The organism is Saccharicrinis carchari, assembly GCF_900182605.1.
In the GTDB taxonomy this organism is placed as follows: Bacteria; Bacteroidota; Bacteroidia; order Bacteroidales; family Marinilabiliaceae; genus Saccharicrinis; species Saccharicrinis carchari.
Genome location: NZ_FXTB01000001.1, coordinates 660,169 through 676,298, shown reverse-complemented (window position 1 = coordinate 676,298; position 16,130 = coordinate 660,169). Strand labels below are relative to the sequence as shown.

At 41.3% G+C, this 16,130-nt stretch carries 12 protein-coding genes; 4 read left to right on the top strand and 8 right to left on the bottom strand.

The genetic code is table 11. From position 1 onward, the window contains the following. Positions 1-181 precede the first annotated feature (181 nt). The 8 genes from FN809_RS02405 to FN809_RS02370 form a co-directional block, all read right to left on the bottom strand. Positions 182-1,255 carry an efflux RND transporter periplasmic adaptor subunit gene (locus tag FN809_RS02405; protein ID WP_142531870.1) on the bottom strand — a complete coding sequence of 358 codons (1,074 nt, stop codon included), beginning with the start codon at positions 1,253-1,255 and terminating at the stop codon, positions 182-184. Positions 1,256-1,437: 182 nt separating this feature from the next. Beyond that, positions 1,438-2,772, bottom strand: coding sequence for a TolC family protein (locus FN809_RS02400; RefSeq protein ID WP_185957408.1), 1,335 nt, complete (start codon positions 2,770-2,772; stop codon positions 1,438-1,440). A gap of 181 nt (positions 2,773-2,953) precedes the next feature. After that, complete coding sequence (locus tag FN809_RS02395) at positions 2,954-3,751, bottom strand: gamma-glutamyl-gamma-aminobutyrate hydrolase family protein (RefSeq protein WP_142531868.1); 798 nt, start codon at positions 3,749-3,751, stop codon at positions 2,954-2,956. 86 nt (positions 3,752-3,837) lie between these two features. Then, positions 3,838-6,045, bottom strand: coding sequence for a RagB/SusD family nutrient uptake outer membrane protein (locus tag FN809_RS02390; RefSeq protein WP_142531867.1), 2,208 nt, complete (start codon positions 6,043-6,045; stop codon positions 3,838-3,840). Between the two features lie 121 nt (positions 6,046-6,166). Next, positions 6,167-8,242 carry a beta-N-acetylhexosaminidase gene (locus FN809_RS02385; protein ID WP_142531866.1) on the bottom strand — a complete coding sequence of 692 codons (2,076 nt, stop codon included), beginning with the start codon at positions 8,240-8,242 and terminating at the stop codon, positions 6,167-6,169. 593 nt (positions 8,243-8,835) lie between these two features. Then, positions 8,836-9,453 (bottom strand): DEAD/DEAH box helicase, encoded by a 618-nt coding sequence (locus FN809_RS02380; RefSeq protein WP_142531865.1) that lies wholly within the window; start codon positions 9,451-9,453, stop codon positions 8,836-8,838. 106 nt (positions 9,454-9,559) lie between these two features. After that, entirely contained in the window at positions 9,560-10,054 is a 495-nt protein-coding gene (ribH, locus tag FN809_RS02375) for a 6,7-dimethyl-8-ribityllumazine synthase (RefSeq protein WP_142531864.1), read from the bottom strand. A gap of 79 nt (positions 10,055-10,133) precedes the next feature. Then, the gene (locus tag FN809_RS02370) at positions 10,134-10,826 is read right to left on the bottom strand and encodes a tetratricopeptide repeat protein (protein ID WP_142531863.1); all 693 of its coding nucleotides are present in this window, start codon (positions 10,824-10,826) and stop codon (positions 10,134-10,136) included. Between the two features lie 615 nt (positions 10,827-11,441). Between FN809_RS02370 and FN809_RS02365 the strand changes: the two genes are divergently transcribed. The 4 genes from FN809_RS02365 to FN809_RS02350 all read left to right on the top strand — a co-directional run bounded on the left by FN809_RS02365 (position 11,442) and on the right by FN809_RS02350 (position 15,817). Next, positions 11,442-12,635, top strand: coding sequence for a hypothetical protein (locus FN809_RS02365; RefSeq protein WP_246095400.1), 1,194 nt, complete (start codon positions 11,442-11,444; stop codon positions 12,633-12,635). A 56-nt stretch (positions 12,636-12,691) separates the two neighbouring features. Beyond that, entirely contained in the window at positions 12,692-13,921 is a 1,230-nt protein-coding gene (locus FN809_RS02360) for a quaternary amine ABC transporter ATP-binding protein (protein WP_142531862.1), read from the top strand. Beyond that, complete coding sequence (locus FN809_RS02355) at positions 13,918-14,733, top strand: ABC transporter permease (protein WP_221929335.1); 816 nt, start codon at positions 13,918-13,920, stop codon at positions 14,731-14,733. Before FN809_RS02360 ends, FN809_RS02355 begins: the two co-directional genes overlap by 4 nt. Before the next feature lie 232 nt (positions 14,734-14,965). Next, the gene (locus FN809_RS02350; protein WP_142531860.1) at positions 14,966-15,817 is read left to right on the top strand and encodes a glycine betaine ABC transporter substrate-binding protein; all 852 of its coding nucleotides are present in this window, start codon (positions 14,966-14,968) and stop codon (positions 15,815-15,817) included. Positions 15,818-16,130: the final 313 nt, after the last annotated feature.

The following is a 16,130-nucleotide window of genomic DNA, read 5'->3' as shown; positions in this document are numbered from 1 at the left end:
TGAAATTATGAAATTAGTATCAACACGTAAGCGTCAAGTATCAAGATGGATGGATATTTTTTATTTCGCTAAAGCGAAAGGACATCCAATTGATAGGTATGTGCTTTATCTTGATAGTTTCATTATTATGTGTTCTTGATTATTTATATTTGATACTCATATCCTGCTACCTGCTACTTTATTATTTAAGCTCCAGGCGCATTCCGTCGTGCAATCGCACCTCGCTATTTAGTATTAATCGGTCGCCCACGGATAAGCCCGATAGGATTTCTATCCTTTGGTCGATGCTTTTGCCCAGTCGCACCCAGCGGAGCAATGCTGTATTAGATTCGCTAACGGTCCATATACCTGTTAACTGTCCGCGGTGTACAATTAATGCTTTAGGTACCATTATTTTTTTTGTGTCGCCTTTGGACAATGTAACCTGGGCAAACATTCCGCTCCGTAACTCTTTTAACTGCCGCGCATTGGGCATAAGCAGTATCTTGGTTTCGAATTGGGCACCCGATAGCCTGCTGGAGGTGCTCACCGCGCTTACAACTCCCTGTATAAGCTGTTCCACATTTTTTACATTTACGTACACGGTATCGTTTGTTGCAATCAGGTCAATTTCCGATTCCGGTATTCTTGTAATCACCTCAAATGTTCCGGGTCCCTCCACAGCAATGAGTGGCATTCCCGGGTTGGCCATGTCGCCGGCATCAACAAATAAGTTGGTTACCACACCTGTATAGGGTGCACGTATATTGGCATAAGTCATCATTTCTTCCACCTCGGCCCTGGCCTTTTGTGCCGCATTGAGTCTGGCTTGCATCATATCCAGGTGGGTGGTAATATCGTCCAGTTCTTTTTTTGTGGCACTCTTGGTTTCGTAGAGTGCACTTATCCTGTTGTAATCCGCCTCTGCATTTTTGAGTCCGGCGCTTACCTCAACAATGTTGGCTTCTACCTGGCTTTTTTTGGCCATGATATCGTTGCTGCGGATCGACAGTAATAATTGTCCTTTCTTTACTTTGTTGCCTTCACTTACATATACCTTGTCAATTTGCCCCATGATGCGGGTACTCAAGGTTGATTTTTTAAGTGAGGATACCGTTCCCGAATACTGATAAGTGTTGGGAACCGGCGAAGCCACTACCTGAGATGTGCGCACGGGAACACCTGTTTCCCGGTCGGTTTCTTTTTTATCGTTGCCACAGCCTTGGAGGAGCATTGCCCCGGCTATTAAAAGCATGAATGTGTTTGAAAGATTCATAGTTATTTTGAGTTTTTATTATTTACGAAATAAATTGTTGTACGCTTTTTAGTGTATGAAAGAAAACTTTTTAGTTGGCTCTAAGCCCTAAAGAGGAATTAGCTCTCCACGGGGAGTTATCGTTCTCCCTTTAGGGAGCTAGAGGGTATTTAAAAGAGAATTGTTCCGTTTTCTCATAGCCACTACTTATTGGCCTCTGAGGAAAGCAACTCGTACTTAAAAACGGATACGTTATAATTGTAAATGGCGTTCAGATGTTTCAGTTCGTTCTCGGCGGTTTTGGCTTCGGCCATTAAAAGATCCGAGGTGCGTTCCATACCTTCCTTATAACGATTTGTGCGGATACGCAAGGATTCCTGTGCCTGTTTTACTGCTGTCCGGTACGTAAGTAGTTGGCTTTGGTTTACGGTTATGTCGCGTTTGGCCTGCATCAGTTCCATGTTACCTTTGTTCAGGTACTCGTGGTATTCAATTTCGGATCGGATAAATTCGGCTTTTGATTTATTGAATTTACCCAGATTACGACCACCGTTGAAGAGTTTCCAGGTGAGGTTGATGCCTACCATCCAACTGTCGGCATCGAATCCGCCAAAATCGGCATCGTACATATTATACATGCCAAAAGCATTGATGCGCGGGGCAAAGCTAAAAGCACCACTTTTTTTCATCATATGGCGCGCTTGCATGCCATATTGCATGGCCAGCACATCGGCCCGGTTACTTACATTATCCATTCCTGCCAGTGAAAAACTAACTTGTTCGATGGAATCGGTCACCTCTAAGGGGAGGTTAATATCCCTTCCAATTAAAAAGTTGAGTGTTTCTTGTATTGATTTCTCTTGATTTTCGGTCGCTTTCATTTCCGCATCCAGCTCCAGCTTCCTCACTTTAATAGCCAACAAATCGGCCTCTTTCATATAGCCTTGCTCCAAATTGTCCTCACCTATACGTAAATACGCGTCCGATGCTTTCAATGCTTTTTTTACTACTGCTTTTCGCGCTTTGGCCAATTGCAGCGCATAATAGGTTTGTTTAATAATAAAATGGATGTGTGCCTGGGTGTATTCACTTTTCAGCTCCATGGCTTTTACTTTTTTGGCAGCGGCGCTTTTACCCATCCAGGCATCCACGTTTATTAATGGTTGCTCCACTTTTATTTGCGTATGAAAGTTGTTTATGGTGCCCGGATCGTTTAACAGAGCAGGATTAAAATCGGCCTGCGTTACCGTGGCTTGCTGCAACTTAAAACCGAATGCGTTAAGCGGATCAGTGGTAGCATAATAGGTGTTGGATAGTTCAACCGAAGGCAGATACATGGCATTGGCCTGCTGGTTATCGGCCCGGGCGCTTTTTAAATCGGCCATGCTCTTTAGTATCTCACTGTTATTATTGTTGGCCATAGTTAATATTTGGTCGAGTGTAAAAACATGGCTCGTGTCACCCTTTTGCGCCTTTGTTGGTGGTAGCGCTCCCAGATAAAAGATAAGGGTGGCTAATAGAATTCCTTTTATTTGCATAGTCATACTCAGATTTACTGTTTGTTTATATGATTTGATGGGACAAATATAAATTCAATAATTGATATATGCAAATAATTAGATATGTAGATGGGTTGTTTTTTAAAAAATTAGTAGCATCCTAAGCGAAGCTTCGCGTGCTTTTATTGTTATAACCTTGTAGTTGCCTAATAATGAGTAGCTATTGCTTTTTCTTCCTTTCATGTTGCTCCGCCTTTTTTACCAGATATTCAAAAATACCCAAAAAGGTATTTATGTCATTAGCGATAAAACCTTCGGGATGAAACTGAACGCTATATACCTGGTCGGAATCTGTTTTTTCCATGGCCTCCACCACGCCATCAACGGATGTGGCCGTTACCTTAAACCCGGGTGCTACATCTTTAACGGCTTGATGATGAAAGGAATTGACAGCAATGTGTTGTGTGCCAATTTGCTGATGGAGCAAGGAGTTTTGCTCTATACGGATGCTGTGTGTTCCATAATTGGCAGCTGCATTTTGCCTATGTTTAACCCGCGCATCTTTTACCTGTGAGGGGATATCCTGATACAGCGTTCCACCAAAGGCCACGTTAATTACCTGATGACCTCTGCATATACCTAAAAGCGGGATATTACGTTCCACTGCCAAGCGAGCCAGAGCTACATCAAACGAATCGCGCCGCGGAGCGATGCCACCCAATGCGGGCAGTGGCTCTTCGCCGTACCATTTTAAAGGATCCACGTCTTCTCCTCCTGTAAGGATAAGGGCATCTATGTTATCGAGCATCCGCTTAAGCAATTCGTGGTCGTGGGTGATGGGAAGTATCATGGGTACACCGCCTGCCCTGATCACCGCCTGAACATAGGTGAGGGGCACCGATGTAGAGGTGCCACCCCCCGAAGTAGAAGATAAGCCTATGATGGGTTTTTGCAGGTCTTGCGCGTAAGCCGGCAACACCAGCAGAAGCAATAAAAAGTAGGAGAGGGCTCGTTTCATATGGTTTATATTTTAAATGGTCCGATGATTACCTGCTATCAAGCTTAAAGGTTCAAGCTGATGAAAGTCCAGCAAACGAAGACCTATTAATATCCCGGATTTTGGTGTAAATTCGGGTTTGCATAAATCTCGGATTGGGGCAAAGGAAATAATTCCTGATAGGGCTCAATACCTAACTCTTGTTGACTTATGTTATTACGTTTAAGGAATGCAAAATACGAAAATTCACCTTTCAATTCTACTTTCCAGGTCTGTTTAAGTAACAATTCAAAATTGCTGATTGTTGCATTAGCCATTTTATTTCGTTTTCTAATCATATTGAGGTATGCAAGCCCCTGCTGCTTATCGTTTATGCGGTAGTTACATTCCGCAGCCAAAAGTAATATTTCGCTGTATCGCGAAATTGGAAGGAAATCAATATTCTCTACATAATTAACATACAAATTGTTGCTTTGTCTCATGTCAAAAGCATAAATAAGCTCGGTACTCAGCTCACTTTTGGTATCCGAAGCATTTGTATTAAGGGCATAATTGGCGCTATCTATAATGTAATTAATATATTGTAATGCCTTATGATATGCTCCTCGTTGCATATGTATTTTAGCCAATAGTGCTGCAGGAACATCGCGCGAGGGATATATGTGTTTGTCGGCGCTTTGTGCAGGAAACAGCTTATACGCTTCTGAAAGCTCATTTTCAAGTTTATCCAAAATTTCCGTCTCGCTCAATTGGGGGATGTTGAATGCCTCATCCATATTAACAACACGATCAACATAAGGAACATTGCCCCAGAGGATAGCCAGCTGGTAGTAAATCATTGCTCTTAAATTACCAAAAATAGTTTTATAAACAGGTGAGTAATGTTCGTTACCGATTATACGGATGAATGTATTAATTTGATTGATGGCTGCATAACTGCGACCCCAAGCGGTTTGAAGTACACTTGTGCCAATCACATTGGAATGGTTGTAAAAAGGATAGAAAAGATGGTAACCGGGCTCTGGGTAGCTTCTGCTATAAAATGCCTCCATGGCATAAAGGTTGTCGGTGGCTTTGCGCAGAGATAACAGTAAGCCATGACTATGTTGTTTTACCGTTTCGGTCACCTCAAATTTATCCATATCTCCCTCCTGCCTTAACACAAGAGTTGAAGAAAACAGACCATTGCTACTGTAGACGGTGATGGATGAATCATTCATAAAAGCGCTCGATGCCGGTTCAATCTTAATATTCAGTGTGTTATCCTCAATATTGAGTGTTCTGGTAAGATTCATGTCTTTTGTGCCTATCCCCATCTTAAAAGTGCTGGGCTCAATAAGCACTAAAGACTCTTCTTGATTTTGGGGTCCCTTAAAATTATAGCGCAAATTTGCCCTGATCTTCACAGAAAAGTCTCCACCCTCTTTGCCAATTCTTAAAGTGTCTGTTTCGAACGCAAGATGTTTTTCTTCATTGGGATTGCCCATTTCGTTGCCGGCAATACCATCACCATCCCAATCTACAAAGTAGTTTAAATCTTTAACAGTTATCTGCTCTCCAATTGAGGTATAACGATTGACAAGATTTTTTGCGATAGCATCCAACTTAAGACTACTAGCGTTGGACCATAGCTCCTGCTTGTTTTTCTCGGAAAAAGCACCGTCCACTTTAAGTTGTGCCTGCAGTTCTGCCATGTATTCGGTGAAGCTACCTTCCGCTCTATCTTTGAGCAATGTTGCCGAAACAACAATTAATGCAGCCGCTTGATCCGTGCCAGATACCACGGAAAAAGTTATTGCGTCCTTATCACTGAATTGTTGTAAGGCAAAGGCTTTCATTACCTCCATTTGCGCTTGCACGTAGGCATCCGAAAAGGACTTCCCTTTCGCAAAAAGTGCTATAATTCTGTCTCTCATTAAGTGAGTTATGATATTTACATTTACCGAGGATTTATTTCTTAAATCCACCACCGATCGTAATGTAATTTGCGAATCAGATAACTCACCACTGAATTCATTATAAAAATAACCCTGTGCCACCAACTCTATAAAAGGTGATGCCAGTTCTATTTGTCCTAAATTAAAGCTCCCGCTATTGTCGGTAATACTGGCCGTAAAGCTACGACCTGTAGGACTAAGGTCGGCAGTTAATTCGTACACATTTATTTGCGAACCTTTAACAAATGGTCCTTTTTCAACTCTACCGCTAACTTGGTATTCTTCCGGAGAAAGCGCACTTGGTTCATTATCCTTATTACAGGCAAGTGCAAACATAACCAAACAAGAGAGTAGCAAAGGAAAAAAAATAGTTTTCATAGCAGCGCTTATATTAATGGTTTAACCACATTAAATTACGTCACTATTATATTAGAATACTATGACACATGTCAATCCCTTATATATCATACTTTTAAAAATGAGCTAAGGTTAAATTATATTACATTTGCGCCTTGATATAGCTTAACTGTAAGTTTCTAATCTCACCTATAAATCCATTTTTAGCATCCCCTATTTTCTCTAAAGGGAAGGTGAGAGTTTGCTGAAAATTGAACCCCTTGGGCAGGCCTTCGGTTTTTTTGTAGGCCGTTAAATGATCTGTTTTTTTTCCATCTACATAAAGCGTAACACTTTTATAATCGCCAACCAATCGGATGGTTTGCCAACGGTTGTTATTGGGTATAAAATTAAAGGTATAGGTATAACCATCGCGCGAAAATCCTAATTTCTCCGAACCATTGGTGTTAACGCTCAAAGTTCCATAGCTACTCTGAAAAAGGATCGCATTATTTTTGTTGTTGTTTTTGGGTTTAATATCAAACGACAGGTCATAATTGTATCCTAAATCTGTTCCTCCAAGGATCACCTCTTTCTTACCATTAAAACTTATTGCCTTATTGCCTAATTTGGCGGCAATAGCCTGTAGCTCATGCTGGCTATAAATACCGCTTAAATTTACATCAGGGCCGTCGGAAGAATTATGAGCCAATAGTTGGTATGCTTCAAAGGATTTGGCAGGTGCTACTTTCCAATTTTTCGATCCCATTACTTTTATGGCAGGCATAGTGCGGTAATGAACGTCTAATTGAGAAATTCCATTTTCACAAATGTCATTCCACACGGCAAAAGTTGAGCCCAATAGTCCCGGTTGAAAGTTGGGTAAGGTGACCACGCTATTCACTTTTTCGGGTCTGTAATTGGTATAAAGCCATTGCGTATCTAAGAAATCTCTATAGTAACCCGCCGCTGGCACTATATACAACCAGGTGTCGGGTGTAGATATTATTCTGAAACCATCTGCAAGCATTTTTTCGGCATTCACCCAATCTTTACTCCAGGCATTCATCACTGCATTCCCGGCAGGTTTAACTTCGGTTAATGGCTTGTCTTTGAGCCACTCTAATCCGCCCCAGAGTCGTGGCGTTTTACCTGAATTGGCAATGTAATTGATATAATAATTGGTAAATTCACGAAAGCGCTTTGCCTGGTTATTATCCACATCTCGGCCTTTGCCTTCTTTTATATACTCATCAGTACCAATGTGCACATCGGGACCTATAAAAACAGGATTATCACCCTTAATATATTCGTCAAAAAGCTGATTGAAAAAACGATAGATATGGGGCAGTTTTTCATCATCAAGTATAGCCAAATGATCATCAGCATAAGGTGCCGAGGCTTTCAGATCAGGATTATAACGTGTAAACGCCAGGGAGTGGGCAGGAATATCAATTTCGGGAATTACATTAACACCGTATTGCATGCCCAGGCGTTGCAGGTCGCGAAATTCTTCTTTTGTATAATGCCCGTCTTTTGCTGCCAAACCGGGGTAAGTATCACTTTGCAGGCGGAAGGCTGCATAGGTTTTCGACCAGTCGTTATCGTAGTAGGCTTTAAAACCATTGTCGTTTAAGTGAACATGAAATTCATTCATCTTATAATACGACAGAATTTTTACATAGTCTCTTAAATAATCTATCGTAAAAAATTTCCGGCCAACATCTAACATAAATCCACGATTCGGAAAATCAGGATAGTCTGTAATAATGCCGCAGGGGATAGTTTTTTCATGGTTTTTGGCTAGTTGTAACAGGGTACGTGTTGCCCAAAATACACCGTTTCGGGAAGCGCCCTGAATGGTGATACCGGTATTGGTATCCAGTTCCAGCGTATAGGCTTCTGTATTTTTAAGTGCTGTGTGGCTGTAGCTGATGAGAATTTCATTTTTTGACGCGGCTTTTAGGGCAGATGTAGCGGATATGCTGGCATTAATTTGTAACATACTTTGCAACTCCTCCTTTAACTGTGTGGCAATGAGCATCAAGCTGTCGTTTTTACCGGTATGAACCTTTATTTGTATAGAACCAGGTAAGGTGTAGTTTCCGTTTTTGGCAACAAACTGTTGCACCTCGGGGATTACTTTTAGTGCAGTTACCTGCCCAAATAAATTAGGTGAAGAAATAAATACTAGCAGTAAATACAGCTTGATTTTTAATAGGTAAGTAAGATTTTTCATACTGAAGAATATTGGTAAAAAATAATGTACTTCGTTTCAGTTCTAAATTAAAAGCATTTCGTTTCCAAAATAAGTGTTTATAGCGTTTAAAACAAAATTTTGTATGGGAAGCATAAGTTGTTCGATCGTGGTAATTATAGCTTAAAATTGTTGTTAAAAGAAATAAAGTTTGTTTTTCATTATTTATGCCTATTACAAGTTGCTTTGTGAGCAGGCCAGTAAATGTAGGGATGCCGTGCCGGGGATTTTAAAGAAATATAGCACTCCGAACCGGTAGCACAAGCTGGCCAATTGGGGATACCGACATCAACGAGTTGGAGAACGGTGGTACGGAAAATTTTCCGCTTCGCATAGTTATAAGCTATACCAGATATATTCGTCTGGGAATAGGTGCATATAAGCTTAAAAAAGATAGAGCGGATAGCCCGGCTCGCAGGGAAACGTCCGAATAACTTTAAATATTGGGGTATTGTTTGGTGCTGGCCATAAAAAACAATAGTCGGCAATACCGCATTGGTTAGGTATAGGTTGTTGTGCTGCAATATATCCGAAGGAAGCTTTTATGTTTTTTATTCCAATTGCGCTTTATGGGTTTAGGCGCCCAAATCAACTATTTGTGGGGTCTTCATTATCCTGTCTGATAAATCGTTTAATTTATGGTGCCAACGGTCTGCCGCAACCACTATTTGAGCTTTTTTAACGCCATCGGCAATGCGATAAATGATGGCATGGTAGCGGTTGGTTATCAGGCTGTCGGCATCGTCTAGCACAATCAGGTTAATTTTGGTCATGGGTACGCCGTTGATGTTAATCAATTCAGTTAATCTTTTCAGCGTACATATCAGCACGTCCAGTCCATCGTACACTTCGTCTTTTTGGTATTGGATGATGCCTTTGTCGAATGCCACAAAAGTGCGCAGTTGGCATTCCTTGCCCAGGGTAGCAAATTGCGCTTCCATTTCAAATGCTTTTTCCTTGCTTGAGGTGATGATAATAGCGCGGGGTGCCTCTTCAAATGGTTTTTTCAACTGCTGGATGGTACCCATGACCAGCGCAGTGCTTTTGCCAGATCCGGCGGGGGAGAGGAGGAGCAGATCGGCCCCTGATTTAATTTTAGGTATCGCTTGTTCCTGAATTGCTCTGGGCGCCTTGTCGAAACCGGCATTGATGATTCCGGAAACCAGTTCCGGTATTAGCTTTTTTAATTTCATGGTATGTCGGCAGTAAGGAGGAGAGCGGAGTCCGCCGCTAAGCAGCGGAATTAAAGTAGCTTGTGCATAAGCACTTTGTGATCTCCTGATGTTGATAAAAAACGGATTATCTGTTTAGGCTACGCCCCATTTGTACCATTTTAATGGCGGTTACAGCGGCCTCATCGCCCTTATTGCCGTGTTTGCCACCGGCCCTGTCTAAGGCTTGCTGTTGGTCGAGCGTGGTAAGCAGGCCAAAAATAAATGGTACATTATAATCTAAATTTAATTGGGTGATACCCTGTGTAACACCGTTGCACACAAAATCAAAATGTGGTGTTTCGCCCTGAATAACGCATCCTAAGCAAATAACCGCGTCCACATCGGTGCATTCGGCCATGTATTTGCTCCCCTTGGTAAGCTCAAAGCTGCCAGGAACATATTTTTTAATAATATTGTTGGGGTTGGCACCGTTTAGCACTAAGGTATTATAAGCACCCTGGTACAGTGCTTCGGTTATTTCTTCGTTCCACTCAGATACTACAATACCAAATTTCATATTGGCTGCCGATGGCACATTGCTTTTGTTGTAATCCGAAAGGTTTTTTAAATTGGTTGCCATAAAATTAAATTTTGGATATAAAATTAAAAAAGGTTGCCAATACTGGCAACCCTTTCTATGGAGTTTTTTATTTTATTGATTATTTGCTGGCCAAAATGTTGGCACGGGTAATGTATTTATCTATGCTGCGTGCTTCCATGGACGATGAGTAATCGTCTTTAATTTTTTGGTAGGCCTTTAGCGCATCGCTATATTTATTCTGCTCTTCGTACAGCAAACCCAATTTTAATAAATAGGTAGGCGCTATAATTGAATTATCAATACCAGAAGCGCTCTTGTAGTTACTTATGGCTGCGTCCACATCGCCGTTTTCGAGGTAGGCATCGCCAAGCGCACCTTTGGCCGTTGCGTCGAGTAATTCATCCGAGCTCGAAAAGCTGTTTAAATACTCGATGGCATCCTCATACTGCCCCAGGTTCAGAAACGATACACCCGCATAATACTTAGCCAGTTTTCCGGGTTTTGTCATGCCGTACTCATCGGCTATGTCCAAAAAGCCCATGTTCATACCGTCGCCATTTAAAGCTAAATTAAAACTGTCTTTTTCAAAATAATTTTGTGCGGGGAACATATCCACCTGAGCCTGTTGGGCACGTGGGGCAAAATATAATTTTTTTGCTGCCCAGTATCCGCCAATTACAACAATAACGGCAAACATAACAATAGTCAGAAGTTTTTGATTGTCCTCAATAAACTGTTCTGTTTTACTTAACGCTTGCTCAACGTTTTCCATGCTAGACTCCGTAGCATAATCCTTTTTCTTATTCGACATGAATTATTATTTAATATTGCAACGCAAATGTAGTTGTTTTGTGAAAATTTCAAAATACGTAACTGCATTTCTTTGCATCTTTCGATAAAATCATTGATAAAACAGGCATTTTGAGCAGTTTATATTTTTAATTACAGCCGGATATGAATGTGGCGTAAGGGTGTAATGTTGTTTTTTACACGGAATAAAATCAAAACCAAAGCGGATTGGTTTTCTGCCGGTTTAAAAGGAGCCGGTGGTGTGGAAACCTTAAAAGCCAGGTGTTTTTTCTAATAATATCTCCTGATGCGATAGCTGTTGACTCTCGTAATTAGCTTACCGTACTGTTAAACGACAAGAAATACCGACTTTTTGAAGCCATTGGCCCTGGTTTCTTTTTTAGCACCTAATCGCTTACTTCCTTGACCTATTCTACACAACTATATCTGTAGCAAGAATTGCAAAATAAGTAAAAAAAATATTCTTAAAAATCCTTTAAAGTCAAGCTATTGGAGTGATTCAATAGAATAGACTATTTGGTCGTTCCATTTATTTTTTCTTATTTTGTCGCATAGAAACAATAATTACTTCTTGCCGTAATCTTTTCAATTTTTTAATATATATCAAGAATTTTTTATGCAAAAAAAAGAACTAACCAAACCAATGGTTAAGTGTTTAACAATGCTATTGGGTCTGTTTGTAATGGTAAATACCTCCAACGCTCAACAAAGCGAAAATTCATTTAAAATAGGAGGAGCGGTTCGCTTTAACCTGATGAATAAAAGCTGGGTAGAAAACAAAACACAGCCCGAAATGACCTGGGATACCTGGCGGCTCAATGTAGATGGTAGCCAGGGAGGTATCGATTTTAGTTTTGAATATCGTTTTTACCCTACGTTTGACACGCATTTTATTCATCACGGTTATCTGGGCTATGGATTAAGTGATGACTTATATATGAAATTAGGGGTGGTGCAGGTGCCTTTTGGTATCAGTAAATTCGCATCGCATTCCTGGTGGTTTCAAGGCCAATACTATTTTGGATTGGAAGACGACTACGATATGGGTATTAAATTTGATTACGCCGGTATTGATAAACTGGATTTAAACTTTGCTTACTTTCGTCAGGCCGAACCCGAGGGACCTTCTGCCGGAGGGGTAACTTATGGGAATGCCGGCGCAGGAAGATATTCCTACGATATAACGCCGGGATCCGTAATGATAGATGGCGAAACGGTTCAGGCAAGTATCCGAGAGTTAAACCAGTTTAATTTACGTGCCGCGTATCATTTAAGCCAAGCCCTAGAAGTTGGGGCATCGGCGCAAGTGGGTGGCATTTACAACTCAATACACAATGAATCGGAGTGGAGTACAGCTGTTGCTGCGCACCTTGTGGCTGACTGGGGTAAAGGATGGAACTTTAAAGGCTCATGGATAAGCCATAACTACAAAGCAAAAGCCGATGACGGACGAGTGCTAGACATTGTTCCTATGGGTGCTTACGGATCGTCGTACGGCGTTATGGCTAAAGCCAATACTTATGCTGCCGGAATTGCAAAAACGGTTAAAACTGACTTTGGACCCATAAAAAGTCTGCAGTTTTATGTAGATTACACCTATGTTGATAAAACAAAGGCCGACTTTGAAGATATGCAGCATTTAGTGCCCGGTGTTTTGATATCGGCAGGACCTGTTTATACCTATGTTGACTATGCGATGGGTAAAAATCAGCCTTGGTTAAATTCAAGTTTTGGCAAGGGCTTGGGTGCAGGCGATCCGAATGCGGAATGGAACAAGCGTTTTAATGTTAATATAGGTTATTATTTTTAATGTGTTGAAACTTACACGATATTTTTCGTGTCTAAATTCAACAAAAAAATAATGTGATGAGTAATAAAATTACTATAGAAAACCTCTCGCTCATTTTTGGCAAAAACAAGGCCAGGGCCACCAAAATGATTGAAGAGGGCAAAAGCAAAAGCGAGATACTTAGTAAAACGGGATGTAACGTGGCCGTTCGAAATGCCAATCTTTCGATAGCACAAGGCGAGATATATGTGGTGATGGGACTTTCCGGTAGCGGAAAATCCACCCTCCTCCGGTGTATCAATAGGTTGATAGAACCCACTATGGGTAAAGTGTTTGTAGATGATAAGGAAATAACCAAAATGGACAGCAAGGAACTCCTTAATGCAAGAAGAAAAGAGCTGGCCATGGTATTTCAGCATTTCGGACTTTTGCCCCACCGCTCAGTGATGAGTAATGTAGCTTTTGGCTTAGAACTGCAGGGACAGCCTAAGGAACAAAGAGAAAAACATGCCCGCGATACCATTGAGATGGTGGGCCTAAAAGGCTACGAAGATTTAAAAGTGAGTGAGCTCTCAGGAGGCATGCAGCAAAGGGTTGGGCTGGCCCGTGGGCTGGCTAATGACCCTAAGGTATTGCTTATGGATGAGGCGTTTTCGGCATTGGATCCATTGATAAGGGCACAGATGCAGGACGAACTGCTTCTATTGCAGGAAACAATGAAAAAAACTATTGTTTTTATTACACACGACCTCGAAGAGGCCATTAAGTTGGGCGACAAAATTGCAATAATGAAAGATGGCGAGGTGGTTCAGATAGGTACACCAGAGGAAATTGTTACCAACCCGGCGGATGATTATGTGAAGTCGTTTGTTGAAAATGTGGATCGTACCAAAATTACCACCGCAAGCTCGATCATGTTCTCAAAACCCAAATTGGCACGACTTAAAAAGGACGGTCCCTCGCTGGTATTAAAAACCATGCGCGAGAACGGTACCAACATTCTACCCGTGGTTAGAACCAACAGGACTTTTTTAGGCTTTATCCATATTGAGGATGTACTGAAGTTAAAAAATGAGGGCGCAAAAAGTATTGAGACCGCTGTTAAGGAAACGGTGATGTGTGTTTCGCCCGATACGCTTATTCAGGATATGTTACCTTTATTAAGTAAAACCAACCATGCCATACCGGTTGTGGACGAATCGAACTATCTAATGGGTGTGGTGAGTCTTACCTCGCTGATTGCCGAAACCACCGGGAAAGATAAAGGAGAAATTAACAGTATCATTCAAAAGGCAATAGAATTATGATTTTAGGAGAATATATTGAAGACGCTATCAATTGGCTCACGGAGAACTTTTCGGGAGTGTTTGAGGGTATAAGCGATTTTGTATCGGCACTGGTAAGTGGTATTGAGGCATTTTGGCTGTGGACACCCTTTTATATTGTTATAGCACTGTTTACCGTACTGGCCTATTGGAAAGCCGGCAGATCAACAGCCTTATTTACCTTGTTGGGACTTGTGTACATTTATTTTGCGGGTTTCTGGGACGAGACCATGCAAACCTTGGCTTTGGTGCTGGCATCGGCGATAATGGCGTTGGCAATGGGTATACCCCTGGGAATATGGAGTGCGAAAAATAAAGCGGTTAATAGCATTGTACGCCCGGTGTTGGATTTTATGCAGACCATGCCGGCCTTTGTGTATTTAATCCCCGCCGTGTTGTTTTTTGGTTTGGGTACCGTTCCGGGAGCTTTTGCCACTATTATTTTTGCCATGCCACCTGTAGTACGCCTTACAACACTCGGTATATTGCAAGTTCCTGAGGATATTGTGGAGGCTACTACCGCTTTTGGCGCTACCCCAAGTCAATTGTTGTTTAAAGTACAGATACCCCTAGCTATGCCTACTATATTGGCGGGTATAAACCAAACCATAATGATGGCTCTTTCTATGGTGGTTATTGCCAGTATGATTGGAGCCAAAGGATTGGGAGTGATAGTGCTGCAAGGTATTAGCCAGCTAAAAATTGGTTTAGGTTTTGAAAGTGGTTTGGCTGTGGTGCTGTTGGCCATTATTCTGGACAGGATTACCCAAAGCCTGGGTAAGAAAAATGGCTGATACAGCCATAGGTAAAGTTTTATACACTTATACAATAGCATTAGAAATGATAAAACGATCCCCCGAACAAGGCGGCAAGCTATAAGAAAAGCTGCTGATATAACCTGTACCGTATAACGGAGGTGTTAAGTATTTTCTGGCGGGTTTTATCGAAACGAAGCTCTTTCGAATGCTATAAATAATTAATCGTTAATAAGGAAAACACCATATATCAACAAATAATTTTAAAGAGATGAAAAAAACATTATTATTTATTATTACCCTTTTTGTAGTGCTCTTTAGCGCATGTAATACAAGCAAAAAAGCCGATGATGCCAAAGAGTTAAATCTGGCCATGGTGAATTGGATTGAATGTATAGCCAATGCCCATTTAACCAAAGCAGTGCTCGAGGAAAGAGGGTATAACGTCAACTTGATTAATGCCGAAGTAGCGCTTGTTTTTTCGGCCGTAGCCACCGGCGATGCCGATGTGTTTATGGAGGTATGGGAACCAATTACCCATAAATCGTACCTCGAGAAGTACGGAAGTAAAGTGGAAGACCTAGGTTCCGTTTACGATAATGGCCAACTGGGAATTGTAGTGCCACATTATGTGGATATAAATTCAATTGATGAGCTTCAGGCTCATAAAGAAAAATTTGATGGCAAAATTACAGGAATAAACCCGGGTGCCGGAATCATGGGTATTACAGAAAGTGTAATTAAAGATTATGAGCTGGATTTTGAATTGGTACAATCGAGTGAAGCAGGTATGTTGGCAGCTTTAAAAAAGGCTTACGACAAAAAGGAGTGGATTGCCGTAACCGGCTGGAAACCACACACTAAATTTGCCCGTTTCGACCTTAAAATATTAGACGATCCTAAGGGAACGATGGGTGCTGTCGAAACCATTTCGGTGATCGCCACCAAAGGTTGGTCGGAAAAAAACCCGGAGTTGGCTACTTTCTTTAGAAATTTTAAAATGAATGATGAGCTTTTGGGTTCGTTAATGATTAAAATAGAAGAGAACTCAGGTAACGAAACGGCAGCAGCCAAAGAATGGTACATGGAGCACAAGGATTTGGTTGACAGTTGGTTTGAGTAATGCTTTTATCAGATTGATTAGCACTGGTCATTATCTTAATTAAAAAAGCGGCATTCGGAACTATTATCCGGGTGCCGTTTTTTTTGTCTTCAAGGTGCATTCCCGGAAACTTTTTCGTATACCTTTTTATTTTGTGATGTAGTGCGCGGCGTATGCACAACACAAGTCCGTTGATAGCCCGGTTCACCCTTATAAGCACAATGCAAGGCATAAATGTATCGTCAATTATTAATCGTTGCGTAACATCTTAAGTTTTCAGTAATTTTAAAGTTTAAATTGAAGATTTTTTCAATTGAATGGCACTTTGTATGGG